Annotated in this window: 26 protein-coding genes and 1 pseudogene; 19 read left to right on the forward strand and 8 right to left on the reverse strand. The window is 61.6% G+C overall.

What is annotated here, in order from left to right; all coding sequences use genetic code 11:
- Positions 1-609: 609 nt before the first annotated feature.
- From CO667_RS16795 to CO667_RS16805, 3 genes are all read left to right on the forward strand, one after another.
- A complete protein-coding gene (locus CO667_RS16795) occupies positions 610-1,536 on the forward strand; it encodes an ABC transporter ATP-binding protein (RefSeq protein WP_097619445.1) in 927 nt (308 codons plus the stop codon).
- The gene (locus CO667_RS16800; RefSeq protein WP_097619446.1) at positions 1,533-2,294 is read left to right on the forward strand and encodes an ABC transporter permease; all 762 of its coding nucleotides are present in this window, start codon (positions 1,533-1,535) and stop codon (positions 2,292-2,294) included. The genes CO667_RS16795 and CO667_RS16800 overlap by 4 nt, the downstream gene beginning before the upstream one ends.
- 111 nt (positions 2,295-2,405) lie before the next feature.
- Positions 2,406-3,143 (forward strand): SDR family oxidoreductase, encoded by a 738-nt coding sequence (locus CO667_RS16805; protein WP_097619447.1) that lies wholly within the window; start codon positions 2,406-2,408, stop codon positions 3,141-3,143.
- On the opposite strand, the gene CO667_RS16810 is transcribed toward CO667_RS16805, so the two are convergent.
- From CO667_RS16810 to CO667_RS16830, 5 genes and pseudogenes are all read right to left on the reverse strand, one after another.
- A complete protein-coding gene (locus CO667_RS16810) occupies positions 3,106-4,029 on the reverse strand; it encodes a LysR family transcriptional regulator (RefSeq protein WP_097619448.1) in 924 nt (307 codons plus the stop codon). The two genes, CO667_RS16805 and CO667_RS16810, sit on opposite strands and share 38 nt — an antisense overlap.
- Positions 4,030-4,156: 127 nt before the next feature.
- Positions 4,157-4,592: pseudogene (locus tag CO667_RS16815) on the reverse strand (EamA family transporter).
- 166 nt (positions 4,593-4,758) lie between these two features.
- A complete protein-coding gene (locus tag CO667_RS16820) occupies positions 4,759-5,460 on the reverse strand; it encodes a TIGR02281 family clan AA aspartic protease (RefSeq protein ID WP_097619449.1) in 702 nt (233 codons plus the stop codon).
- Positions 5,457-5,672 (reverse strand): DUF1289 domain-containing protein, encoded by a 216-nt coding sequence (locus CO667_RS16825; protein WP_097619450.1) that lies wholly within the window; start codon positions 5,670-5,672, stop codon positions 5,457-5,459. The genes CO667_RS16820 and CO667_RS16825 overlap by 4 nt, the downstream gene beginning before the upstream one ends.
- An 18-nt stretch (positions 5,673-5,690) precedes the next feature.
- Positions 5,691-6,473 (reverse strand): adenosylcobinamide-GDP ribazoletransferase, encoded by a 783-nt coding sequence (locus CO667_RS16830; protein WP_097619451.1) that lies wholly within the window; start codon positions 6,471-6,473, stop codon positions 5,691-5,693.
- A gap of 156 nt (positions 6,474-6,629) precedes the next feature.
- On the opposite strand from CO667_RS16830, the gene cobT reads away from it, so the two are divergent.
- Positions 6,630-7,646, forward strand: a complete 1,017-nt coding sequence (cobT, locus tag CO667_RS16835; protein WP_097619452.1) for a nicotinate-nucleotide--dimethylbenzimidazole phosphoribosyltransferase — start codon at positions 6,630-6,632, stop codon at positions 7,644-7,646.
- A 159-nt stretch (positions 7,647-7,805) separates the two neighbouring features.
- Positions 7,806-8,189, forward strand: a complete 384-nt coding sequence (locus CO667_RS16840; protein ID WP_097619453.1) for a diacylglycerol kinase — start codon at positions 7,806-7,808, stop codon at positions 8,187-8,189.
- Positions 8,190-8,202: 13 nt separating this feature from the next.
- On the opposite strand, the gene CO667_RS16845 is transcribed toward CO667_RS16840, so the two are convergent.
- On the reverse strand, positions 8,203-9,738 hold the full coding sequence (locus tag CO667_RS16845) for a HAMP domain-containing sensor histidine kinase (protein WP_097619454.1): 1,536 nt from the start codon (positions 9,736-9,738) through the stop codon (positions 8,203-8,205).
- Between the two features lie 106 nt (positions 9,739-9,844).
- On the opposite strand from CO667_RS16845, the gene CO667_RS16850 reads away from it, so the two are divergent.
- From CO667_RS16850 to CO667_RS16875, 5 genes are all read left to right on the forward strand, one after another.
- The gene (locus CO667_RS16850) at positions 9,845-10,402 is read left to right on the forward strand and encodes a thermonuclease family protein (RefSeq protein WP_097619455.1); all 558 of its coding nucleotides are present in this window, start codon (positions 9,845-9,847) and stop codon (positions 10,400-10,402) included.
- A gap of 5 nt (positions 10,403-10,407) precedes the next feature.
- Positions 10,408-11,040, forward strand: coding sequence for a uracil-DNA glycosylase family protein (locus CO667_RS16855; protein WP_097619456.1), 633 nt, complete (start codon positions 10,408-10,410; stop codon positions 11,038-11,040).
- A 70-nt stretch (positions 11,041-11,110) separates the two neighbouring features.
- Positions 11,111-11,599, forward strand: a complete 489-nt coding sequence (locus tag CO667_RS16860; RefSeq protein ID WP_004678404.1) for an Lrp/AsnC family transcriptional regulator — start codon at positions 11,111-11,113, stop codon at positions 11,597-11,599.
- A 687-nt stretch (positions 11,600-12,286) separates the two neighbouring features.
- Positions 12,287-13,309, forward strand: a complete 1,023-nt coding sequence (locus CO667_RS16870) for a porin (protein WP_097619457.1) — start codon at positions 12,287-12,289, stop codon at positions 13,307-13,309.
- 455 nt (positions 13,310-13,764) lie between these two features.
- Positions 13,765-14,661, forward strand: coding sequence for a LysR substrate-binding domain-containing protein (locus tag CO667_RS16875; protein ID WP_097619458.1), 897 nt, complete (start codon positions 13,765-13,767; stop codon positions 14,659-14,661).
- Positions 14,662-14,702: 41 nt separating this feature from the next.
- Here the strand turns inward: CO667_RS16875 and CO667_RS16880 are convergent, their stop codons facing one another.
- Positions 14,703-15,386 carry a DNA alkylation repair protein gene (locus CO667_RS16880; protein WP_097619459.1) on the reverse strand — a complete coding sequence of 228 codons (684 nt, stop codon included), beginning with the start codon at positions 15,384-15,386 and terminating at the stop codon, positions 14,703-14,705.
- Entirely contained in the window at positions 15,383-16,252 is an 870-nt protein-coding gene (locus CO667_RS16885) for an NAD(P)-dependent oxidoreductase (protein WP_097619460.1), read from the reverse strand. The genes CO667_RS16880 and CO667_RS16885 overlap by 4 nt, the downstream gene beginning before the upstream one ends.
- A gap of 332 nt (positions 16,253-16,584) precedes the next feature.
- On the opposite strand from CO667_RS16885, the gene CO667_RS16895 reads away from it, so the two are divergent.
- From CO667_RS16895 to CO667_RS16935, 9 genes are all read left to right on the forward strand, one after another.
- Positions 16,585-17,550, forward strand: a complete 966-nt coding sequence (locus tag CO667_RS16895; RefSeq protein ID WP_097619462.1) for an aliphatic sulfonate ABC transporter substrate-binding protein — start codon at positions 16,585-16,587, stop codon at positions 17,548-17,550.
- Between the two features lie 199 nt (positions 17,551-17,749).
- Positions 17,750-17,896 (forward strand): hypothetical protein, encoded by a 147-nt coding sequence (locus tag CO667_RS35635; protein WP_210421745.1) that lies wholly within the window; start codon positions 17,750-17,752, stop codon positions 17,894-17,896.
- Between the two features lie 30 nt (positions 17,897-17,926).
- Positions 17,927-19,102: an FMNH2-dependent alkanesulfonate monooxygenase gene (gene ssuD, locus CO667_RS16905; protein WP_097619464.1), complete on the forward strand. Its 1,176-nt coding sequence runs from the start codon at positions 17,927-17,929 to the stop codon at positions 19,100-19,102.
- An 85-nt stretch (positions 19,103-19,187) separates the two neighbouring features.
- On the forward strand, positions 19,188-20,024 hold the full coding sequence (gene ssuC / locus CO667_RS16910) for an aliphatic sulfonate ABC transporter permease SsuC (RefSeq protein WP_097619465.1): 837 nt from the start codon (positions 19,188-19,190) through the stop codon (positions 20,022-20,024).
- Between the two features lie 10 nt (positions 20,025-20,034).
- Positions 20,035-20,859 carry an ATP-binding cassette domain-containing protein gene (locus CO667_RS16915; protein WP_097619466.1) on the forward strand — a complete coding sequence of 275 codons (825 nt, stop codon included), beginning with the start codon at positions 20,035-20,037 and terminating at the stop codon, positions 20,857-20,859.
- Between the two features lie 247 nt (positions 20,860-21,106).
- On the forward strand, positions 21,107-21,430 hold the full coding sequence (locus CO667_RS16920; RefSeq protein ID WP_097619467.1) for a metalloregulator ArsR/SmtB family transcription factor: 324 nt from the start codon (positions 21,107-21,109) through the stop codon (positions 21,428-21,430).
- Complete coding sequence (locus CO667_RS16925; RefSeq protein ID WP_097619468.1) at positions 21,427-21,837, forward strand: SRPBCC domain-containing protein; 411 nt, start codon at positions 21,427-21,429, stop codon at positions 21,835-21,837. Before CO667_RS16920 ends, CO667_RS16925 begins: the two co-directional genes overlap by 4 nt.
- A 56-nt stretch (positions 21,838-21,893) precedes the next feature.
- A complete protein-coding gene (locus CO667_RS16930; RefSeq protein ID WP_097619641.1) occupies positions 21,894-22,115 on the forward strand; it encodes a hypothetical protein in 222 nt (73 codons plus the stop codon).
- 11 nt (positions 22,116-22,126) lie between these two features.
- The gene (locus tag CO667_RS16935) at positions 22,127-22,597 is read left to right on the forward strand and encodes a DUF1801 domain-containing protein (RefSeq protein ID WP_097619642.1); all 471 of its coding nucleotides are present in this window, start codon (positions 22,127-22,129) and stop codon (positions 22,595-22,597) included.
- Positions 22,598-22,646 lie beyond the last annotated feature (49 nt).

Here is a 22,646-nt window from a genome sequence, read left to right on the forward strand (position 1 = left end):
GACGCGCGATGGCATCGGCCAACCAACGGCCTGAAACGCATTAGATTCGAAAGCTTCACATACTCTGAGGTGCCCCGCAGGGGCCTCGAAGGGCGAGGGCGGCCACTCCGCTGCAGGTCTCCATCCGTGCACTCCGCCACGGCATACAAAAAGAAAGCCGGCGCAAGGCCGGCTAAGACGAACGCGGCTGGACAGGGGATACTGGCCGGTTCCAAGCACTTCGTGACTGAACAATAACTTTCACTACATGCCGAGGCAGCAAAAAAGGGGCGCAACGAGAACACCCGGAGACGGCTCCGCAAAGGGGTGGGCGGCGGGGCGGATGCCGGTGCTGGCCTCGGCTTTCTTATCGGGCATTAACATCACCGGATGATGACATCCGAAACCGGCGGCGGTCTTTCTTTTCAGCGGAAGGGCGGCTTTTCGCAAAGATCCAATGCCGGCTAACCCGCCCGCGTCAGCGGGCCTTCCGCGTCAGCGGGCCGTCCCGTTGGCGGTCAACGGTGTTAGCAAGGCGCGAATGCACTGTTCACGTTCCCAAGGATGTTAAAGCGTCATCAAGGGACTATATAGCGAGCAAAATACTTGGATAATTCTCAAGAGTTCCGCATGGCCCCCATCATTTCTGTTCAGAACCTCACCAAGACCTACGCCAACGGGTTCGAGGCCCTGAAAGGCATCAACCTCGACGTCGAAAAGGGCGAGATCCTGGCGCTGCTCGGGCCGAACGGCGCGGGCAAGACAACGCTGATCTCGATCATCTGCGGCATCGCCAATCCGAGCGGCGGCCAAGTATTGGTCGCCGGCCACGACGTCGTGAAGGATTTTCGCGCCACGCGGGGGATGATCGGTCTGGTGCCGCAGGAACTGACCACCGACCAATTCGAAACGGTGTTCAATACCGTCAGCTTTTCGCGCGGCCTGCACGGCAAGAAAGCCAATCCCGCCCATATCGAGAAGGTGCTGCGTGCGCTCTCGCTGTGGGACAAGAAGGACAATATGCTGCGCCAGCTCTCCGGCGGCATGAAGCGGCGGGTGCTGATCGCCAAGGCGCTGTCGCATGAGCCGGATATTCTTTTCCTCGACGAACCCACCGCCGGCGTCGACGTGACGCTGCGCAAGGACATGTGGCATGTCGTCGAAGAGCTTCGGGCCTCCGGCGTCACCATCATTCTGACCACGCACTATATCGAAGAGGCTGAGGAAATCGCCGACCGCGTCGGCGTCATCAATGGCGGGCAATTGCTGCTTGTCGAGAACAAGGCGGCGCTGATGGCCAAGCTCGGCCGCAAGCAGCTCATTCTCGATCTGACCGAACCGCTGAGCCGCTTGCCGGATTGTTTTGCCGGCAACGGACTGACGCTGGAAGCGGACGGCAACCGGCTGACTTATGATTTCGACACCGACAACGAGCAGGAAAGCATCGCGGCACTGCTGACGCGGCTCGGCGAGAACAATATTCATTTCAAGGATCTGTCGACGCGGCAGAGTTCGCTCGAAGATATCTTCGTGGCGCTGGTGGGAGCGGGCAAATGAACGTCGAAGCGGTCAAATCGATCTATTTCTTCGAGATGGCGCGCACGCGCCGCACGCTACTGCAGAGCGTCATCTCGCCCGTCATCTCGACATCGCTCTACTTCATCGTCTTCGGTGCGGCGGTCGGCTCGCGTATCCAGGAGGTGGAGGGCGTGTCCTACGGCGCCTTCATCACGCCCGGCCTGATCATGCTGACGCTGCTCGGTCAGTGCATCAGCAACGGCTCGTTCGGCATCTATTTCCCGAAATTCACCGGCACGATCTACGAGGTGCTTTCGGCGCCGGTGGCGATGACGGAGATCCTGCTCGGTTATGTCGGGGCGGCGGCGACCAAGGGCATGCTCATCGGCTTCATCATCCTTCTTACAGCCAATCTCTTCGTCGATGTCAGGATCGAGCATCCCTTCATGATGATCCTGTTCTTCCTCTTGACGGCCGTCACCTTCAGCCTGTTCGGCTTCATGATCGGCATCTGGGCCGGCAATTTCGAACAGCTGAACCTCATTCCGATGCTGGTCGTGCCGCCGCTGACTTTCCTCGGCGGCAGCTTCTATTCGGTCAACATGCTGCCGCCCTTCTGGCAGGCGGTCAGCCACCTCAATCCGGTGCTTTATCTCGTCAGCGGCTTCCGTTGGAGTTTCTACGGGATAGCCGACGTCAACCCGGCGATCAGCCTAGCGATGATCACGGTGTTCCTGCTGATCTGCCTGGGAACACTCGCCTGGATTTTCAAGACCGGTTACCGGCTGCGCAACTGATCGTTTTCTGAAGAAGCCATCGGAAAAACTCGATGACGTCATCGGTTTCTTCCGTTTTTCTTCCGCTCCGGCCTGGGGCATCTGCTGCGCCAGCCAAGAAGGAGACGGCAGATGACGGATATCAGGATCGAAGGCGCGAAGATCATTATTGTTGGCGGCAGTTCTGGAATGGGGCTGGCGCTGGCGCGGCGTTTGCTCGGGGAAGGGGCGGCGGTGACGATCGCAGGACGCAGCGAGGATAGGCTTGCGGCGGCCCGCCGCGATCTCGATGACCATCCTGGACTGGCGACGATTGCCGTCGATATATCGCGGGAGGAAGAGGTCGCGGCGCTGTTCCGCAATAGCGGGCCGGTCGATCACATCGTCAGCACGGCGGCCGATATCGAGGGGGCCTATCAGCTGCTGCCTTCGATCGAACTTGCGGCGGCGCAAAGGGTGATCGAGAGTAAATTCTACGGGCCGCTGCTGCTGGCGAAATATGGCGCCGCCCATTTGCCGCCCTCAGGATCGATCACCTACACGTCAGGTATCGCGGCCTACCGGCCTGCGGCGCGGGGATCGGTGGTCGCAGCCGTCAATGCAGCGCTGGAAGGCCTGGTCAGGGCGCTGGCGATCGAGCTGGCGCCGATCCGGATCAACGCGGTGTCGCCGGGATGGGTGGATACGCCGATCTGGAGCTACGTCGCCGGCGATGCCAAGCAGGCAACGCTTGATGCAATGGCTGCGCGACTGCCGGCTGGACGTGTCGGCAGGCCCGGGGATATTGCCGACGCGATCCGCTTCCTGATCGGCAACGGCTTCACCACAGGCACTATCCTGCACGTTGAAGGCGGGCATCGGCTGGTTTGACGGGCTGAAGGTTTTCGGACGCTGATGCCAGCAGGAGAGAAAGCGCCGACGGCTGGACACGCCGGCGGCGCCACATCATGATCAGCGAAGCGGCAGGTGGATTGCCCGGCCATGGCAGTTCGACGACGTCGTCCCGTGTTGCCGCCTGGCCGAGTGCAAGGCGCGGCACAAGGCCGTAACCGGTGCCGGATGAAACGAGTCGGATGATCGTCGCGATGCTGTCTGCCTCGGTGACGATCGGTGGTGTGGCGATGCTCGCCTCGGCAAAAGCGGTCTCGAACAGGTGACGGTAGACGCAGCCGATTTCAGTGGCGACGAAGGACGCCGTGCTCAGTGCGGCGAGGCTTGCGGGTGGTCGGGCTTGCGAATCGCTGCCGGCAATCAGCACCAGCGGTTCGCTGCAGATGCGGCGCGTCAAGAAGCGTTCATCCTGCTGCCCGCGATCGAAGGTGAAGGCGACATCGATCGAGCCGTGCTGCAATTGCGCCAGCAATTCGCCGCTGTTACCGATCTTGAGCTTGAGGCCAAAGCGGGGGTTCTTCTTGCGAAAGAGTGACAGCCAGGGCGCCAGCCTTTCGGTGGCGATGGTTTCGAGCGTACCCAGGGTAAGGGACAGTTCGGCGCAGCCGGCTGCCGCGCTGACGGCGGTCTTCGCCTCGTCGTTCAGCGCCAATATCTCTTCGGCATAGGCCTTGAGGGCCGCGCCTGCCGGTGTCGGGACGACGCCCTGTCGGGAGCGGAGGAAGAGCTCCGCGCCCAGCTCCTGTTCCAGCGCCTGTATCTGGTCGCTGAGGCTCGACTGAGCGAGATTGACCTCGGCAGCGGTGCGCGTGAGGTTTCCATGCCGGATCACTGCGAGGAATGTCTTCAATTGTCGTGGGTTCATATCGAGCTCCGGTATGGCGCGGAGGCGCCGTGACGCAGGATATCAACAAAGCGGAACCGGCTGCAACGCAGGAGCATGGGGCGGCGACCTGCTCGTCTTGTGTTGCTGCGTATTGCGCCAGTTCCCATCAGGCGTTGCTGACAAGGACGGCGCCCGAGATGATGAGGAGTGTGCCGGCGACGAGCTTCATTGTGTCGAGTTCGGAGGCTTCGCCGAGAAAGACGGCGCCGATTGCCAGCGTCACCAGCACGTTGCAGCTCCAGATTGGGGCGAGTTTCGAGACCGGGACGCCATAAGTGAAAAGCGCATAGCCGATGAGGCCGGTGCCGACGGCAAAGCAGGCACCAGCGGTGGCAGCAAAACCGAGACCTTGGGCGGTCCAGGGGGCCGGGCGCCAGATCAGGGCGGCAATCAGGCCGGCAAGCGCGCAGGCAGCGCCGAAGGCGATCAGATAGACGGCCGAGCCGGGCTGATGTGGCGCTCTGCTTCTGGAAGATGGCGGTGATGCCCCAGAAGAAGGCGGGCAGAATGCCGCCGATGACGATCGGCCAGAGTGAATTCATTGCGAAACTCCTGTCGCACCCATGGGTCAAGGCCTCGCCGCGGGCGAGGGCCGGTCGAACATGCGGTGCCACAAGACTAGGAGTTTCTTTTTGCTCTTTGTGGTCTTGTTGTTCTTGCGCTCAAGCTGGCAGATCCGGTCTCCGCCGTAAAGCGACGGGGCCGCAATTAGTCGCGCATGCGGAGTTCGTCGGTCTGCATCTGGAGCGAGCCCAGCGTTTCCAGGAAGCTCATGCCGAGCAGGCTCTGGTCGAGCCGGCCATCCTCGGAGACGCTGGCTGCGACATTGTTGCGGACGATCGGGCCGATCGCTACCTGGTCGAGCGTGACGGGTGCTGCGCGGCCACGGCCGTTGGCAGTCATGACGGTCATGGAGTAGGTGAGGCGGGAGAGGTCGATGCCGATCCGTTCGGCATCTTCACGTGACAGCGCCACCATGCTGGAGCCGGTATCGACGAGCATCTCGATCGTCTGGCCATTGACCGCGACATCGGCTTCGAAATGGCCGTTCAGCAGCTTGTGCAGGATGATCTCCTGGCCGCCCTCGCTTGTCGTGACGACGACGGCGTGGCCGGGAACGAGGCCGGCGAGCAGCCGGTTGCCGACGCCGAGCGCTTCCTGGCGATAGAGATAGACGGTGGCGAGCGCCAGGATGATGACCAGCCAGATCATCATCTGGCGCATCGTTTCGCCAACGCTGCGCCGGCTCGCCCAGATGCCGGCCGACAGCATCAGCGCGATCGGCAGGAGATAGACGACACGGCCGAAATCATCGCTCTGCAGGCCGAGAATGCGGCCGCTGTCATTGTTGAGGATCAGCACGGCAAGGCCGATGCCGATCACGACGAGGAAGACGGTCAAACGGATCATAAAGGCCGCTCCGGCCCGGCGAGAGTTGTTTTCATGTGGTTTGACGCGGCGGCGACGCCTGCAAGCCTTGCGGGCAGCAGCGCCATGATCCGCCTTCGCTCGGTGTCGGAATAGCTCGTCCAACTGCCGATTTCTTGAAGAGACCGGCCGCAGCCGGCGCAAAATCCGGTGGCTGAAACCAGGGAGCAGAGGTGAATGCAGGGTGTTTGCATGAGCGATATATCGGAGTTTCAAAGAGCCGTGGCAAGGGCGCAAAGAGTGGCGATCTCGCAAATCTGCTGCGTTGCGCCGAGCGTATCGCCGGTGTGGCCGGCAAGCTTGCGGCGGATGAAAGCGGTGAAGGCAAATCCTGCGATGCCGGTGGCGAGCAGGCTTGCGACGAGCGGCCGCAGGCCGAAGGCAGGCCAGATCAGAAGTGCCGCGACGAAGCCGGCTGCGGCGAGCGCAAACTGCATTGCCGGCTCGTCCGGCTGGCCGGTCGAGGCGGCTACGCCATCGGCCTTTGCCGGCGCCAGGCGCTGCCAGTGCCAGGCGATGGCGCCGCGGCTCAGCGTCGCGACGGCGGGAATGGCAAGGGCGGCAGCGAGTGGCGAGGAATGGCGGGCGATCACAGCAAGCGCGGCTGCGCGGATCGCGAAGGAGAGGATCAGCGCTATCGCGCCATAGGTGCCGATCCGGCTGTCCTTCATGATGACGAGGCTCTGCTCGCGGCTCTTGCCACCGCCGATGCCATCGGCCGTATCGGCCAGGCCGTCCTCGTGCAGCGCGCCGGTGATGAGGACCTGGATGGAAAGCGCGATCAGGGCCGCCATCAGCGGATCGGCGCTGAGCCCCAAAAGCAGCAGGAGGGAGAGCGCGGGAACGACACCGATGACGATGCCCGCGAAGGGAAAGGCGCGCACCAGCCGGCCGAGCCTGCCGTCATAGCCTTTGAACAGCGATTGCGGCATCGGAATGCGGCTGAGGAAGGCGACGGCGCGGGCGGTATCGACTGCATAGTCCTTGATCTTCATTCTGCTTCGTTCTGCCAGAGCTTTCGGCTTATGGTCGCGGCGGCGCTTTTTGCAGTTGTTCGCCTCGTCCGCCCGCTTTAAGAGAGTTGCCACCCGCAAGGAAGCTGATTTGCGTGGAAAAGACAAGAATACCGGATTCATAGGAAAACCGCACAGATGAGCGTTTCAGGCCTGCCGTTCGACGATTTCCGTACCCTGCTCCGCGACCTGCCGGGGCCGGATGCCCGGGCGCTGGTGGCCGCGCGCGAACGCGACGCGCAGCTGACCAAGCCGCCGGGCGCGCTCGGACGGCTCGAGGAAATCGCCTTCTGGCTTGCCGCCTGGACAGGCCGCACACCTGCCGTCAACCGGCCGCTGGTGGCGATCTTTGCCGGCAATCACGGTGTCACCAGGCAGGGCATCACGCCCTTTCCGCCTGCGGTGACGCAACAGATGGTCGAGAATTTCGCAGCCGGGGGGGCTGCGATCAATCAGATCTGCGTCGCCTATGATCTCGGGCTGAAAGTCTTCGATCTGGCGCTCGATTATCCCACCGGCGACATCACCGAGGAGGCAGCCCTTTCCGAGCGCGATTGCGCAGCAACCATGGCCTTCGGCATGGAGGCGATCGCCGGCGGCACCGACCTGCTTTGCATCGGCGAGATGGGGATCGGCAATACGACGATTGCGGCGGCGATCAACTATGCGCTCTACGGCGGCTCGGCGCGTGACTGGGTGGGGCCGGGCACCGGTTCGGAAGGCGAGATGCTGAAGCGCAAGATCGCGGCGGTGGAAAAGGCGGTGGCGCTGCACAGCGATCATCTCGACGATCCGCTGGAGATCATGCGCCGGCTCGGCGGCCGCGAGATCGCGGCGATGGCCGGCGCCATCCTCGCCGCCCGCATGGAGCGCATTCCCGTGCTGATCGACGGTTATGTCGCAACGGCGGCGGCGGCGATCCTGAAGGCCGCCAATCCGTCCGCACTCGATCATTGCCTGATCGGCCATGTCTCCGGCGAGCCCGGACATTTGCGCGCAATCGAGATGCTCGGCAAGACGCCGCTTCTGGCGCTTGGCATGCGGCTCGGCGAAGGCACCGGTGCGGCGCTGGCCGCCGGCATCGTCAAGGCGGCCGCTGCCTGCCATTCCGGCATGGCGACCTTCGCCCAGGCAGGGGTGACCAACAAACATTGAGGCCGCGGTCGGCGCCGCCGATCCCGCGGTCGGCACTGCCGATCCGCCTGCGTTCGCTTGCGCCGCCGAGGGGGATTCGCTATTTGCGTATTCGCTCATCGAAGGGGAGGCGGCAAGCCTTCCCGGGTCTGTGACGCAACGGCAAGAGGAGAGGGCGTCTTGACCAAGCCTGCGGTGACGAAAGAGACCGGATTTCGGCATTTCCTCGCCGCGGCCAGCTATTCCTGGGCGGGCTTCCTACGGGTGCTGAAAGAGGCGGCGTTCCGCCAGGAACTTGGTTTTTTCGTCCTTTCCATCGCGGCGCTGGCGCTCGTCGGTGCAAGTGTCGGCGAGATCGTCGTCGCGGTGCTTCTGTTTCTCGGGCTGTTTTCGATGGAGGCGATGAATACCGCCGTCGAAGAGGTGATCGACCGGATTTCGCCGGAGATTTCGATCGTCGGCAAACATGCCAAGGATCTCGGCTCCTTCGCGGTAACCTGCATGATCGCCGCCTGCTGCCTCTATCTCAGCTTCGTGCTCGGCAAGCACCTGCTATTTACCTGATTCGGAAAGGCGTTCAGGCAAAACTCTTGCGCTTGCGCGCGACGGCCTGAGCTTCTTCCACGGCCGGCAGGCTCTGAAGCACGCGCTTGGCCGGCAGGATGGCGATGACCTCGGTGCCCTCGCGCAGCTTCGATTTCAGCAAGAACTGTCCGTCATGCTTGGCAAGGATCGCCTGCACGATCGGCAGGCCGAGGCCGGTGCCCTGTTCGGCGCTCTTGATGGCGATCGAGCCCTGGCCGAAGGCCGATAGCACGACGGGGATTTCTTCTTCCGGAATGCCGGGGCCGTTGTCCTTGATCGAGATGTATTGTCCGCCGCCGGCCGTCCAGCCGACCTTGACGTGGATTTCGCCGCCCTGCGGCGTGAACTTGACGGCATTGGAGAGAAGGTTGAGCACCACCTGGCGCATCGATTTCTCGTCTGCCCAGATGGCCGGCAGCTGCCGCTCGAATTGATCCGAAATGGCGATGTTCTTGGCGCGGGCGCGCAGCTGGACCATGCCGATGCAATCTTCGGTGATATCGAGAAGCGAGATCGCCTCCTCGCTCAACTCGTATTTGCCGGCCTCGATGCGGGAGAGGTCGAGGATCTCGTTGATGAGATCGAGCAGATGCTGGCCGGAGCGGTGGATGTCGCCGGCATATTCCTTGTAGGTCGGATTGGCGAGCGGTCCCATGACTTCGGCCGTCATCACCTCGGAGAAGCCGAGGATGGCGTTGAGCGGCGTCCTGAGCTCGTGTGACATGGAGGCAAGGAAGCGGGACTTGGCAAGGTTTGCCTCTTCGGCACGGCGGCGCGCCTCGTCCGACATCGATTTCGCCACCTCGAGCTCGGCGATCAGGTCGTCCTTCTCCGACTGGTAGGAGAGGATCCTGAGGTTCGACTTGAAGAGCCGGTCGCTGATATAGTTGAAGAAGACGAGGGTGGTGGTGAAGACCCCCGTCAGGCTGATTTCGAGCAGGTCGCGCGACAGGCCGCTCTTGGCGGCGAGCGCCAGGACCGCCGGCGAGAAGGCGGCGAGCACGGCGGGCGTCAGCATGAAGTTCGACATCGCCGTGACGGAGAGCGCGATCAGCAGCGTCGCACCCTTATAAAGAATGAAGCTCGACGGCTCACAGGTGTCGCAGCCCTGCAGCGCGAAGATGGCCCAGCAGCAGCCGAGCAGGAACTGGCCGGCGAGCAGCAGGCGGCGCCATTTGCGGGCGCTCTCGGGGGTGATTTCCTGCCGGCGCGCGCGCCGCGCAAGCAGGATATTGCCGGTGTGACAGGTCAGCGTCAGCAGTGCCCAGAAGAGCAATTGCGTGTTCTGTGTGAAGTAGACGCCAAGCGCGGTGACGATGACGACGAAGAGCGGCATGATCGTCGCGCCCTGCAGCATCGACGCCACATACATCTTGAGCACGTCACGGTCGAAGGAGGAATTGGACGCATGACCGGACTGAAGACGTTCGCGCGTCTGCCGCACGGCCTTCGAAACGGCCTTGTTGCGGTGGCTGCGCGACCTGTCGACAATAATCTTGTCGGTCGATGTGCTGACGCCGGTACTCATGTGCACGTTGAAACTTCATCCCAGGGTGGATAAGAGCTTAACCGGCAATTCTTAAGAAGATGTTTGCCATCTTTGCCAAGGATTTGTTTTTTAAGGAGGCGAAAGCGTGACACGGAGCCTGCGCCTGATTCGCGACGGCGTGATCGCTTTTGCCCTGCTGGCGCTCTTGGCACTGATTGCCGCCAAGCTCAACGATGCAGCACAAATCGAGCGTGCCGGTGCTTTTCATGCTGCCGACGGCGACAGCCTGACATTGGGAGACGAGCGTTTGCGCCTCGAAGGCATCGATGCACCGGAGCTTAACCAGAGCTGCGAACGGGCAGGGAGGGCCTGGGCCTGTGGGCGGGCGGCGCGCGAGGCGCTGCAGGCCTTGGTCTTGGCATCGGGAACGCTTTGCCAGGGCAGCCGGCGCGACCGCTACGACAGGCTGCTTGTCATCTGCCGGAGCGGGGCGGGCGGCGATATCAACGCCGCCATGGTGCGCCGGGGCATGGCCATCGCCTATGGCAGGTATGGCAAGGAGGAGGCCGAGGCGAGGGCAGCCAAGGCGGGTCTCTGGGCCGGGGCTTTCGAGCGGCCGCGTGATGTGCGCGATCACACGCGCCAGAAGCCCGCTTTCGACGGCGCCCTCAGTTTCATCCGGCAGATCGCCGGGTGGGAGTAAGTGCCATGACCGACGAAGCCACGCTGGAGACGCTGCGGAGCGAGATCGCCTCCTGCCGCATCTGTCGCGATAGGCCGGCGAAAGGTCCTGAATATCGACTGCCGCACGAGCCGCGGCCGGTGGCCGTGATCTCCTCGAGGGCACGCATCCTGATCGCCGGGCAAGCGCCGGGGGTCCGGGTGCATGAGAGTGGACTGCCGTTTGACGATGCCTCGGGCGACCGGTTGCGGTCCTGGCTCGGCGTTGACAGGGCAAGCTTCTACGACCGCGACCGATTCGCCATCGTGCCGATGGGCTTCTGTTTTCCTGGTTATGACGAGAAGGGCGCGGATTTACCGCCGCGCCGCGAATGTGCGCCGTTCTGGCGGCAAAGGGTGATTGCGGCGATGCCGCAGATCGAACTGGTGCTGGTCATCGGCCAATATGCGCAGGCCTGGCATATGGCTGACGAAAGGCGGGGCAGTATGACCGAGACGGTGCGGGCATGGCGCGACGGCCTTCTGTCTGGCAGGTCGCCGGCGGTGCTGCCGCTGCCGCATCCGAGTTGGCGCAACAGCGGCTGGCTGAAGCGCAATCCCTGGTTTGAGAGCGAACTGCTCCCGGTCTTGCGAGCACGGACGAAAATACTGCTTTCCTGAAACAAAATTCTTTTCGTTGCGCGGAATCGCGTTATACAAAGAAAAATAATTCGAAAGGACTGTTGTGCGCATGGACCGCCTCGACCGCAAAATACTGCGTCTGCTGCAAGAAGATTCGACCCTTGCAGTCGCCGATCTCGCAAAGAAAGTCGGGCTTTCGACGACGCCATGCTGGCGGCGCATCCAGAAGATGGAGGAAGACGGCGTCATCAAGCGGCGAGTCGCCATCCTTGATCCGGAGAAGGTCAACACCAAAGTCACCGTCTTCGTGTCGATTCGCACGGCCACACATTCGATCGAATGGCTGCGACGCTTTTCCGAGGTTGTTGCTGAATTTCCCGAAGTGGTCGAATTCTACCGGATGAGCGGGGATGTCGACTATCTCCTGCGAGTCGTCGTACCCGATATCGCCGCCTATGACGCTTTCTACAAGCGGATGATCGCCAAGATCGAGATTCGCGACGTCTCTTCCGCCTTTGCGATGGAGCAGATCAAGTATTCGACGCAGCTGCCGCTCGACTACATGATTCTGGAGAATGCCAAATCCAACGAGGACTGAAACCGGCGTGCGGCCTGCGCCGCACCCCGCAATGCGCGAGGCCGCACGCATAATCGCGCCAGGATTGAGCTGTTGGGGGCAGTTCAGCCACATTTGAGCGCCGATCTAGCGAGCGTGGAGGCAGGCAGAATGTGGTCGCACCTGCAGAAAGGCCCTAGAAATAGCGAAAAAACGCTTGAATCGCGCCAAATTCTCAAAAATAAATAGCCTGGTAACGAATACGAGGCTATGTTGACCGCAACCGGTGAGCGCTCTGTCATCATTTCGTCTCATTGGTATCGAATTCAGGACACCATGTTCTACGCCGCTGCCTTGTATGTGTTGAGTAGCCGGCGGTAGAGTTTATGCACTTCACCATTGTGTTCGACGGGGGTCGAGCGGTGGAGAATTTGACAAATGGGGCATAGCGTTTGCGGCTTGCGATGGAAGATTTCCGTCGCGGAGCCGCTTGGTGTGTTTTTCGCATAAATAATTGAAATTGTTGTATAAAAATCACGCCTACGGGGAAAGTAGCTTCGGTAGCCCTATCTCACGTGTATCCAGAATTGCTTGATAAGGCGGTGTATGGGATGACGGTTGGGCGGTTCGATCGATCCGCACGCCGAGATGGCTGTTCAAACTGGGCCGGCTTCAAATCGACTACCCGATTGGAAGCCAGCCCCGATCGACAAAGGAATGGATTGGTAAATGAACATCAGAATGGTTTTGCTTGCATCAGCAGCAGCATTTGCTGCATCGACGCCGGTTCTTGCAGCTGACGCTATTGTTGCTGCTGAGCCGGAACCGGTTGAATATGTTCGCGTCTGCGACGCTTACGGCACCGGCTACTTCTACATCCCGGGCACCGAAACCTGCCTCAAGATCGAAGGCTACATCCGTTTCCAGGTCGACGTTGGTGATCAGCCCCTCAATGGCTCGGCCAGCAACGACTCGGATTGGGATGCCAAGACCCGCGGTCAGGTTCAGTTCACCGCCAAGAGCGACACCGAGTACGGTCCGCTGACCGGCGTCATCGTCATGCAGTTCAATGCTGACAATGCCACCGACCAGGATGCCATCCTCGACTCCGCTTATCTCGACATCGCGGGCTTCCGCGCTGGTCTGTTCTACAGCTGGTGGGACGATGGTCTCTCGGGTGAAACCGACGACATCGGCTCGATCGTAACGCTGCACAACTCTCTCCGCTATCAGTACGAAAGCGGCACCTTCTACGCTGGTATCAGCGTCGACGAACTGGAAGACGGCTTCTACAAGAGCGGCGAAGGCCCGAACAACGTAGGCGTTGCCTTCGGCGTTGGCGGCACTGCAGGTGCCTTCAGCTACCAGGTCACCGGCGGCTGGGACTTCGACAACGAAGACGGCGCTGTCCGTGCAATGGGTACGGTTGACATCGGTCCCGGTACGCTCGGCCTCGCTGCCGTATACTCTTCCGGCCCGAACTCCTACTACTCCGCAGCTGAATGGGCTGTCGCTGCCGAATACGCTATCAAGGCAACCGACAAGCTCAAGATCACCCCTGGTGTTCAGTACTACGGCGACTACTATGCTGCTGGCGACGACTTCAGCAATGACGACGCTTGGAAGGTCGGTCTGACGGTCGATTACCAGATCGTCGACAACTTCTACGCCAAGGCTTCGGTTCAGTACCTCGACCCGGACAACGGCGACGACTCCACTTCGGGCTACTTCCGCCTGCAGCGTTCGTTCTAATCCACTTAGTGGATGCCCCCGGTTTTCGGGCCGGGGGCACTTCAAATCAGTTTCTGATCCGAGTGACCTCCGATCAGCTACGGGGACGGGTCCGGTCTTCCCTGCCGGGCCGTCCTTGCAGCGTTTTTAACGCGCAGTCTTCAAGGCAGTCTTTCCGGATAGCCTTTCAAGTGGTGGAAGCGGCAGGTTTGCGTATTGCACGTCGGCTTCTTGGCAATCCCGTTTCTCGTTGAACTCCCTTTTTCAATTTTCAAGCGCGCTGGATCGATCGATAACATCATCGTGCGGGACGGGAGCTATTGAGCTGCTTCTCGTCTTCGCCGTCGGCTGGCTTGCCGCAACAGGTCGCGAAAAGAAAATCCAATGCCGACAATGTGATTACAGCTTTTGGGGAGAGGCGATACAACCCTTGCAGGGGGCTGGCATTCATTCCTTTGCTCGGATAGCTTGTTCTTATGGACGATCTCAATGATTACTATTATTTCGCCGCTGTCGTCTCCAGCGGTGGTTTTGCTTCTGCAAGTCGCGATCTCAAGATACCGCGTTCGAAGCTGAGCAGGCGGGTCAGCCGGCTGGAAGACGGGCTTGGCGCAAGGCTGATAGAACGCTCGACTCGTCACTTCCGGGTGACGGAGATCGGTCAAGCTTTCTACGAAAGATGCCAGACCATCCTGCAGGAGGCCGACCGCGCCAAATCGATCGTCAGCGAAGCTCAGTCCGACCCGCAAGGCGTGGTCCGGATGGCTTGTCCGCTCGGTCTCGTCGACATTTCGGTCGGCGGAATCCTGCCTGAATTCCTGGAGCGTTATCCGAAGATCAAATTGCAGATCATCGGCTCCGACCGGCGCGCCGACCTGATCAACGAACGCATCGACCTCGAGGTGAGGGCAACCAATGAGCCGGAGACGCAGACGAGCCTGACAATGCGCAAGCTCGACCGCATCAGGCGTATCCTCGTCGCGAGTCCCTCGCTCGTCGAGCGCACCGGCGGCTTGAATTGCGTGGACGAGCTCGCCGACCTGCCGACGCTGGCAATGACGTCATGGGTGTCGTTCCACACCTGGGAACTGATCGGCCCGAATGATGCCAAGCAGGTGATCCGGCATCAGCCGCGGCTCACCTGCCGCAGTATGACCGCCATCCTCGACGCGGCCCGTGCTGGCCTCGGCTTCGGGCTTCTGCTCGAAAGTGCCTGCGAGGCGGACCTCCAGGCCGGCAAGCTGGTGCGGGTGCTGCCGGAGTGGCAATCGGAGGAGAGCCAGTTCTATATCGTCTTTACGACCGCCAAGGGCATGCCGCCGGCGGTCCGAGTGCTGATCGATTTCCTGGTCGAAAAATCCAGACATCATTGACGAAGAGGCGAGGGGTTTCGGCACTGGAGCAGGCGTCCGCCTTATCTCAGCCGGGCCAGCAGCTTTTCGTTGGCCAGTTCCCTGGCGGCATCCTTGCCAATCCATCGGGTGGTTTTATCAGCGCTTTCCGCCAGGGCGCTTGCGAGTGCGAGCGCTGGTGTATGGCAGGCGAGATTGCGCTTGCCGATACTGCGCAGTGCCCAATTGACCGCCTTGCGCACGAAGTTTCGCGGGTCGCCGGAATGGGCTTCGATCAGCGGCATCCAGGCGAGGATGGTGGCGTCGGGCTCCTTCTTCCGATGGACGGCGGCGCCTGATATCATGGCGAAGGCAGTGCGCCTGACAAATTCGCGCTCATCGGCGGCGAATTCTGACACGAGTTCGTCGAGCCGGGCCTCGACGAAGAGATCGGCGGCGCAATCGACGATCTCCCAGGAGTTAAAATCGTTGCCCCAATTTCGCGCATCGTCCGCCGTCAGCCGCTTCGGCTCGGCTGTAAAGAGGGCGAGCAGGCGGACTTCGCGGATATCGCTACTCCAGAGCTGCCTTGCCCTGGCGTGATCCTTCTTCGCTTGCCTGGCGATCGCCTTGAGATCGGGATTGGGGATGCCGAGGGCACGGTTCGTGACAATGCCGAAGCGCGCCATGCCGGCGATATTTTCCTCCGAACGCAGGGTTTCGAGATGGGCGATCAGTTCGGCTGCGTCGGAGGCTGACGTGATCATTTTTCGAGGCGGGCGAGCAACGAGGATGTGTCCCAGCGATTGCCGCCCATCGCCTGGACGTCGCCGTAGAACTGGTCGACGACGGCGGTGACCGGCAGCTTGGCGCCGTTGCGGCGAGCTTCGGTGAGCACGATGCCGAGATCCTTGCGCATCCAATCGACCGCGAAGCCGAAATCATATTTGCCGGCGTTCATAGTCTTGTGCCGGTTTTCCATCTGCCAGGAGCCGGCCGCCCCCTTGGAGATCACCTCGACGACCTTTTCGATATCGAGACCGGCGCGCTTGCCGAAATGCAGCGCTTCGGCAAGTCCCTGCACGAGGCCGGCGATGCAGATCTGGTTGACCATCTTGGTCAACTGGCCCGAACCTGCCGGTCCCATCAGACCGACCATGCGGGCATAGGCGTCGATGACGGGCCTGGCGCGTTCGAAGACGGCCTCGTCACCGCCGCACATAACGGTGAGGATGCCGTTTTCGGCGCCGGCCTGGCCGCCGGAGACGGGAGCGTCGATGAAATCGACGCCTTTTTCCTTTGCCGCGGCATAAAGTTCGCGAGCGACCTCGGCGCTGGCGGTGGTGTTGTCGATCAACACCGAACCCGGCTTCATGCCGTGCAGGGCGCCGTCCTTGCCGGATGTCACCGATCGGAGATCTTCGTCATTGCCGACGCAGACGAAGACGAAGTCGGCCCCGGCGGCGGCCTCGGCCGGGGTGGGGGCGGACTTGCCGGAGAATTTCTCGGCCCAGGCGGCGGCTTTTTCGGGCGTCCTGTTGTAGACGGTAACATCGTGGCCGCCCTTCCTCTTCAGATGACCGGCCATGGGAAAACCCATGACGCCGAGACCGATGAATGCGACTTTAGCCATATGTCCTATCCTTTTCGTCAAGCGCAGGCCCGAGGATTAACCGAAACGGCGGGAGCAGAAAAGACCCGGAAGACGGACTTCTCTTCCGATTGGCACATATGAGGCTGGCCGCATCCGAGAGCGGCTCTCCGCCGAAGGTCGGGAGTGATCGGCAAAAGCACGCGAAAAAATTTCGCTTTAAGGCGATTTCCGGGCCGCAAAATTTCAGCAAGGGCCGAATGTTGCAAATATAATTGTCGATACAGATTATAGATTTAATCATCATGGAGCCCATAGCGAACGGGTTCGACCAGCCGAAACCAGGTTTGGCGCCATTCAAAAAGGGGATAGTCATGATTTCACGTCGACAAACGCTCGGGCTTTTCGCAGCAGCCGCGGCCACGGCAATCCTGCCGGCTATCAGGCCGGCACGCGCTGCCGCCAGCGAATTCCGTATCGGCTGGCAGAAGAACGGCGTGCTTGCGCTTGCCAAGCGTCGCAGCGCACTTGAGAAGCGGTTTGCCGATCGAGGCATTACCGTCAGCTGGTCGGAATTCACATCCGGTCCGCCGCTTCTCGAAGCTTTGGGCGCCGGCGCTCTCGATTTCGGCGCGACCGGCGATGTGCCGCCCCTCTTTGCCCAGGCGGCCGGCGGGCAGCTCTATTATGTCGGTCTCTACAAGGGCAGCCCGGCAGCCTCGGCCATCCTCGTGCGCAAGGATTCGCCAATCAAGACGCTCGACGACCTCAAGGGTAAAAAGGTTGCTTTCAAGCGCGGCTCCAGCGCGCACAATGTGACCGTCAAGGTTCTGCGCAAGGCCGGCCTGAAGCCCGAGGACGTCGAGCAGCTGGACCTTTCGCCACCCGATGCCGCCGCCGCCTTTAAGAATGGCAGCATCGACGCATGGTCGATCTGGGATCCCTATCTGGCGATTGCCCAAGCCGATCCGGAGACACGCATCCTGACGACTGTCGAAGGCATCGTCGACTCCTACAGCTTCTTCCTCGCCAACCGTGATTTCACCGACGCCAACGGGCAGGTGATCGTCGACGTGATCGACGAACTCGCCAAGGTCGGCAAGTCGGCACAAAGCAATCTCGATGCGACGGTGAAAGAGCTTTCCGAGATCACCGGTGTGCCGGTTGAGGTGACGCAGGTGACATTGACGCGCAAGGGCGCCGATCTCGGCAGCGTCTCGACAATCACCGATGCCGCCGCTGCCTATCAGCAGGCACTTGCCGACGAGTTTTACGGGCTGGGCATCCTGCCGAAGAAGCTCGTGACAGGCGATATTGTCTGGCGTCCCAAGGCGAGCTGACTTTTCGCAGAGGCTGAGATTTCCGCTCAGCGGCATGAAGAGACCCTTCATGCCGCTGAGCCGGAAAAATATTCTCCAAAGCCGATTACAATAGCAATTGATATTGTCGATCTAATTGGTGGTCTATGCCAGTATCCTGGCGATCGACAGTGGACCGGAAGGCACCGGCCAGCCGCCATTTGATCGAAGGATATTTCAGATGCTCATGCACAGGCAGACACCCAGCCTTCTGGCAGCCTCCGCCGCCACCGCGATTCTCGCAAGCGCCGGCGCGACAGCGGTGCTGCGCAGGCGGACGGTTTGCGTATCGCCGCTTTCAGCGAGCCATCTCGACCGCGTGAGTTGATTTTCGAATTCGCAGCAAAGGACGCCTTCCATGACCATCACCTCAAATCCCATCAACTTCCTCTGGTTCATCCCGACATCGGGCGACGGCACCTATCTCGGCTCCTCCGAGCTCAACCGCGCGCCTGAGATCGGCTATCTCACGCAGATCGCCCAGGCCGTCGACCGGCTCGGCTATTCCGGCGTGCTGCTGCCGACCGGGGTTGCCTGCGAGGAATCCTTCGTGACGGCGGCGGCCCTTGCCGCCAAAACCGAGAAGCTGCAGTTCCTGGTGGCGATCCGCCCCGGTACGGCATCGCCTGCGTATTACGCGCGTCTTGCGACGACGCTCGACCGCATCTCCAACGGCCGGCTGCTGCTCAACATCGTCGTCGGCGGCAGCCCGGCGGAGCTTGCCGGCGATGGCATCCATCTCGAGCATGACGAGCGCTATGCCCATGCCGAGGAGTTTTTCACCGTCTTCGAGGAACTGCTGGACAAGGGTACTGCGAGCTTCGACGGCAAATACATCAAGGCGACCAATGCGCGCCTCGGCTTTCCCTCGGTACAGAATCCGCGCCCGCCGCTTTATTTCGGCGGTTCGTCGGATGCCGGCATCGATTTCTCCGTCGGCCGCGTCGACAAATATCTGACCTGGGGCGAGCCGCCGGCACAGGTTGCCGAAAAGGTCGCCAAGGTGCGCAAGGCCGCCGGCGAGCGCGGCCGCGAGGTAAGCTTCGGCATCCGCCTGCATTTCATCGTGCGCGAAACCGATGAAGAGGCATGGGAGGCGGCCGAACGGCTGATCCGCCATCTCGACGACGATACGATCCGCGAGGCGCAGGAGCGCTTCGTCCACGAATCCGACTCGGTCGGCCAGAAGCGCATGGCCGCCCTTCACGGCGGTCGCCGCGACAAGCTCGAGGTCTCGCCGAACCTCTGGGCCGGCGTCGGCCTGGTGCGCGCCGGTGCGGGCACCGCGCTTGTGGGTTCACCGAAGACGGTGGCCGCGCGCCTTCGCGAATATCAGGAGATCGGCATCGATACGGTGATCGGCTCCGGCTATCCGCATCTGGAAGAGGCCTATCGCGTCGCCGAGCTGCTTTTCCCCGAACTCGGCATCACCCGCGAGCGGCAGCGCCTAGGCTTCAACAATGAGTTCGGCCGTAAACAGGTCTTCGCCGGCGGTAGCCATGGCGGCAATCTCAAAGTCGTCTCCGGTTCCTGAGCTCGACGAAGACGCAGAGCGTGACGCCGCCGCAAGCCGCTTACGGCTTGCGGCATCCTGCTTTCGATAAGCGCGAGGACAATGCATGTCGACTTTCGATACTCCGTTCGTAAGGACGGCCGCTTCCGAAAAGGTTGGGAAGACGGGTTTACGCCTGCCGCTGCCCAGCCTGGAGAAGCTCACGCCTTACCTGGTGCCGGTGGGGATCGTGGCGTTCTGGCAGCTTGCCTCCTCTGTCGGTTGGATCTCGTCGCGTATCATGCCGTCGCCGGCCGATGTCGGCCTCGCCTTCTGGTCGACGACGGTTTCCGGCCAGTTGCCGCATGACGTGCTGGTCAGTGCCGGCCGCGCCTTTGCCGGCCTTCTCGTCGGCGGCTCGATCGGTTTCCTGCTCGGCATCGCCAATGGTGTATCGCGCATTTCCGAGCAGCTGACCGATACGACGTTGCAGATGCTGCGCACCATTCCGCATCTGGCGATGATTCCACTCATCATCCTGTGGTTCGGGATCGGCGAGGAATCGAAGCTGTTTCTGACCTCGCTCGGCGTGCTCTTCCCCGTTTATCTCAACACCTATCACGGGGTGCGCAATGTCGACCGCGACCTGATCGAGATGGGCAGGGTCTATGGCATGGGCAACTGGACGCTGTTCCGCAAGGTTATCTTTCCGGGCGCACTGCCGTCGATCTTCGTCGGCCTCAGATATGCGCTCGGCATCATGTGGCTGACGCTGATCGTATCGGAATCGATCGCCGCATCGTCAGGCATCGGTCACATGGCCAACGAAGCCCGCGAATTCATGATGACGGATGTCGTCGTGCTGGCCCTCGTCATCTATGCCGTGCTCGGCAAGCTTGCCGATGTCATCGCCCGGGCGCTGGAGAAGCGGTTGCTCAGCTGGAACCCGGCCTATCAGAAATAGGAGAGACGCCATGACATCGATCGCACATGAGCGTTTTCACGCCGCCGCCGCTGAGCCAGCCTATGCACCTACGGCGGAGCGCATTGCGCCCGCGGGGGCAGCGGCGATCAGCCTGACGGGGCTTGAAAAGAGTTTTGGGGCCAACCGCGTGCTGCGCGGCATCAACCTGCATATTCCGGCCGGCCAGTTCGTTGCCGTGATCGGCAAGAGCGGCTGCGGCAAGAGCACGTTGCTGCGCATCCTGATGGGGCTCGACGAGCCGAGTGCCGGCGAATTGCATTTCGAAGATGCCGACGGCGCGCAGGCGAGCCCGAATGCGCGTATCGTTTTCCAGGAGCCGCGGTTGCTGCCCTGGCTCAGCGTCGCCGACAATGTGGCGGTCGGGCTCGGTGACGGCATCGACAGGCGGGCGGCGCTGAAGGCGGCCGAGGCCGTGCTTGCTGAAGTTCAGCTTGGCGAGAAAGCCGGCGAATGGCCGGCGCGGCTCTCCGGCGGTCAGCGGCAGCGTGTGGCGCTGGCACGGGCGCTGGTGAGCCGGCCGGGCGTGCTGGCGCTCGACGAACCGCTCGGCGCGCTCGATGCGCTGACGCGGATCAGCATGCAGGAACTCATCAATCGCGTGTGGCGCGAACTCGGTTTCACCACTGTACTCGTCACCCACGATGTCAGCGAAGCGGTGCATCTCGCCGATCGCGTCATCGTGCTCGACGAGGGGCGGATCGCGCTCGATCTTCCCATTCCCTATCCGCATCCGCGCCGGCACGGCAACCCCGACCTTGCCGAGCTCGAAGGCCGGCTGCTTGCGGCGATCCTCGGCACCGACGGCGGCCGTTGATCCCAGCCCTGGTCGCAAAGTTGCACGACCTCGGCATAGGCGAGGCGTGTCGGCGCGAGCATGCCTGATCAGTACGAAAATGCATAGGCGCCTGGGTATGAGACACTTATTCGTCTCTGCCGAGGTGCGCCACTGCGTTCGCCAAAATCGCCAATGATAGCTTGCTCAGGTCATTTGCTTCCGGCTTGACTTACCCATACCTCCGTGGCTATAGGTTAATCCATAGCCAACGAGGTATTGATTGTAGATGTCGAACGCTCAGGACATGCTCTTCAGAACGCTCGCCGATCCGACCCGGAGGGCGCTTTTCGAACGGCTGTGCCGCGAAGGAGAAAAGACGGTCGGGGCTCTGACGGCTCGGGCAGGGGTTTCGCAACCCGTCGTCTCAAAACATCTCGGAATTCTGAAGCAGGCCGGATTGGTGCGCGACCGCCACGAAGGTCGGCAGACGCATTATAGCGCGCAGCTCGGTGCGCTGGCACCGCTGATCGACTGGACAAGCGAGATGGCCGGCTTCTGGCAAAGCCGCTTCGACGCCCTTGAGGATTTGCTGAAGAGGATGGATCAATGACCGATATATCGACCGAAACACGTTCCGTCATCATCGAACGGGAGATGCCTTTTCCCACGGACAAGATCTGGCGGGCGCTCACCCAGCCGCATCTGATTGAGGAGTGGCTGATGAAGAGCGACTTCAAACCGGTCGTCGACCATCGTTTCAACTTCAATGCCGATTGGGGCTCGGTCGACTGCCGGGTTCTGGAGGTCGAACCGAACAGGACGCTCGCATATAGCTGGGGCGCCTATGGCCTCGAAACCGTCGTCACCTGGACGCTCACGCCGACGGGCGCGGGTACGCATCTGCGCATGGAGCAATCGGGCTTCGGGCGGGATCAGCGGCAGGCCTATGGCGGCGCCAGGAGCGGCTGGCCGCAGTTCTTCGAAAAGCTGGAGGAGGTGCTGGCGCGGACAGAGTGAGGGGCGCCCCCGCAGGCAGCCCATCATCCAGGCTCATCTTTGAGGAGGGGTTGCCATTGAATTGGAGCAACTGGTTTCGGCAGATCCACCGATGGCTATCCATTGGCTTTACGGTGGCAGTCATCATCAATATCATCGCCATGCAGCAGGAGAAATCGTCCGTCTGGGTGGGCCTCTTGGCACTGTTGCCGCTCATCTTGCTCTTGCTCACCGGTCTCTACTTGTTCGTCCTGCCATATGCCACCAGGTGGCGCGGAGCGGGACGCAACGGCGGATAGGAGTGAAGGCGATGGCCGGCAAGACGTCCAAGACCGAAGCGAAGATGACCAAGAAGGCAGCCGCTATGCCGGCCACCGGGGAGCCAACCCTTCTCTCGGGCGGCAACCCTCAGATCGCCAAGGGTTACGGCGACGCTCCGGTGCAGGCCTATATCGCCGCCATGCCGGGCTGGAAAAGCAACGTCGGGCACCGCCTCGATGCGCTGATCACGCGCACCGTGCCCGGTGTGTACAAGGCCGTGAAATGGAACTCGCCTCTCTATGGCATTGAAGGGCAGGGCTGGTTCCTCAGCGTTCATTGCTTCACGAAATACGTCAAGGTGGCCTTCTTCCGCGGCACGTCGCTGCATCCTGTCCCGCCCGGGGAATCCAAGCAGAAGGAAGTGCGCTACCTCGACATCCGGGAGAATGACACATTCGACGAAGACCAACTCCTCGCCTGGGTGGAGCAGGCCAGCCAATTGCCTGGCGAACGGATGTAAGGTCATAGGCACCCCAGGTGGGCAACGAACAACCACGAAGAAAGCGACG

Origin of the sequence: Rhizobium sp. L43 (assembly GCF_002531725.1) — a bacterium.
GTDB lineage: Bacteria > Pseudomonadota > Alphaproteobacteria > Rhizobiales > Rhizobiaceae > Rhizobium.

Coding starts and splice junctions, on each gene's coding strand:
- CO667_RS16795 (WP_097619445.1), top strand. CDS start 610: ATGGCCCCCATCATTTCTGTTCAGAACCTCACCAAGACCTACGCCAAC.
- CO667_RS16800 (WP_097619446.1), top strand. CDS start 1,533: ATGAACGTCGAAGCGGTCAAATCGATCTATTTCTTCGAGATGGCGCGC.
- CO667_RS16805 (WP_097619447.1), top strand. CDS start 2,406: ATGACGGATATCAGGATCGAAGGCGCGAAGATCATTATTGTTGGCGGC.
- CO667_RS16810 (WP_097619448.1), bottom strand. CDS start 4,029: ATGAACCCACGACAATTGAAGACATTCCTCGCAGTGATCCGGCATGGA.
- CO667_RS16820 (WP_097619449.1), bottom strand. CDS start 5,460: ATGATCCGTTTGACCGTCTTCCTCGTCGTGATCGGCATCGGCCTTGCC.
- CO667_RS16825 (WP_097619450.1), bottom strand. CDS start 5,672: ATGCAAACACCCTGCATTCACCTCTGCTCCCTGGTTTCAGCCACCGGA.
- CO667_RS16830 (WP_097619451.1), bottom strand. CDS start 6,473: ATGAAGATCAAGGACTATGCAGTCGATACCGCCCGCGCCGTCGCCTTC.
- cobT (WP_097619452.1), top strand. CDS start 6,630: ATGAGCGTTTCAGGCCTGCCGTTCGACGATTTCCGTACCCTGCTCCGC.
- CO667_RS16845 (WP_097619454.1), bottom strand. CDS start 9,738: ATGAGTACCGGCGTCAGCACATCGACCGACAAGATTATTGTCGACAGG.
- CO667_RS16855 (WP_097619456.1), top strand. CDS start 10,408: ATGACCGACGAAGCCACGCTGGAGACGCTGCGGAGCGAGATCGCCTCC.
- CO667_RS16860 (WP_004678404.1), top strand. CDS start 11,111: ATGGACCGCCTCGACCGCAAAATACTGCGTCTGCTGCAAGAAGATTCG.
- CO667_RS16870 (WP_097619457.1), top strand. CDS start 12,287: ATGAACATCAGAATGGTTTTGCTTGCATCAGCAGCAGCATTTGCTGCA.
- CO667_RS16875 (WP_097619458.1), top strand. CDS start 13,765: ATGGACGATCTCAATGATTACTATTATTTCGCCGCTGTCGTCTCCAGC.
- CO667_RS16880 (WP_097619459.1), bottom strand. CDS start 15,386: ATGATCACGTCAGCCTCCGACGCAGCCGAACTGATCGCCCATCTCGAA.
- CO667_RS16885 (WP_097619460.1), bottom strand. CDS start 16,252: ATGGCTAAAGTCGCATTCATCGGTCTCGGCGTCATGGGTTTTCCCATG.
- CO667_RS16895 (WP_097619462.1), top strand. CDS start 16,585: ATGATTTCACGTCGACAAACGCTCGGGCTTTTCGCAGCAGCCGCGGCC.
- CO667_RS35635 (WP_210421745.1), top strand. CDS start 17,750: ATGCTCATGCACAGGCAGACACCCAGCCTTCTGGCAGCCTCCGCCGCC.
- ssuD (WP_097619464.1), top strand. CDS start 17,927: ATGACCATCACCTCAAATCCCATCAACTTCCTCTGGTTCATCCCGACA.
- ssuC (WP_097619465.1), top strand. CDS start 19,188: ATGTCGACTTTCGATACTCCGTTCGTAAGGACGGCCGCTTCCGAAAAG.
- CO667_RS16915 (WP_097619466.1), top strand. CDS start 20,035: ATGACATCGATCGCACATGAGCGTTTTCACGCCGCCGCCGCTGAGCCA.
- CO667_RS16920 (WP_097619467.1), top strand. CDS start 21,107: ATGTCGAACGCTCAGGACATGCTCTTCAGAACGCTCGCCGATCCGACC.
- CO667_RS16925 (WP_097619468.1), top strand. CDS start 21,427: ATGACCGATATATCGACCGAAACACGTTCCGTCATCATCGAACGGGAG.
- CO667_RS16935 (WP_097619642.1), top strand. CDS start 22,127: ATGGCCGGCAAGACGTCCAAGACCGAAGCGAAGATGACCAAGAAGGCA.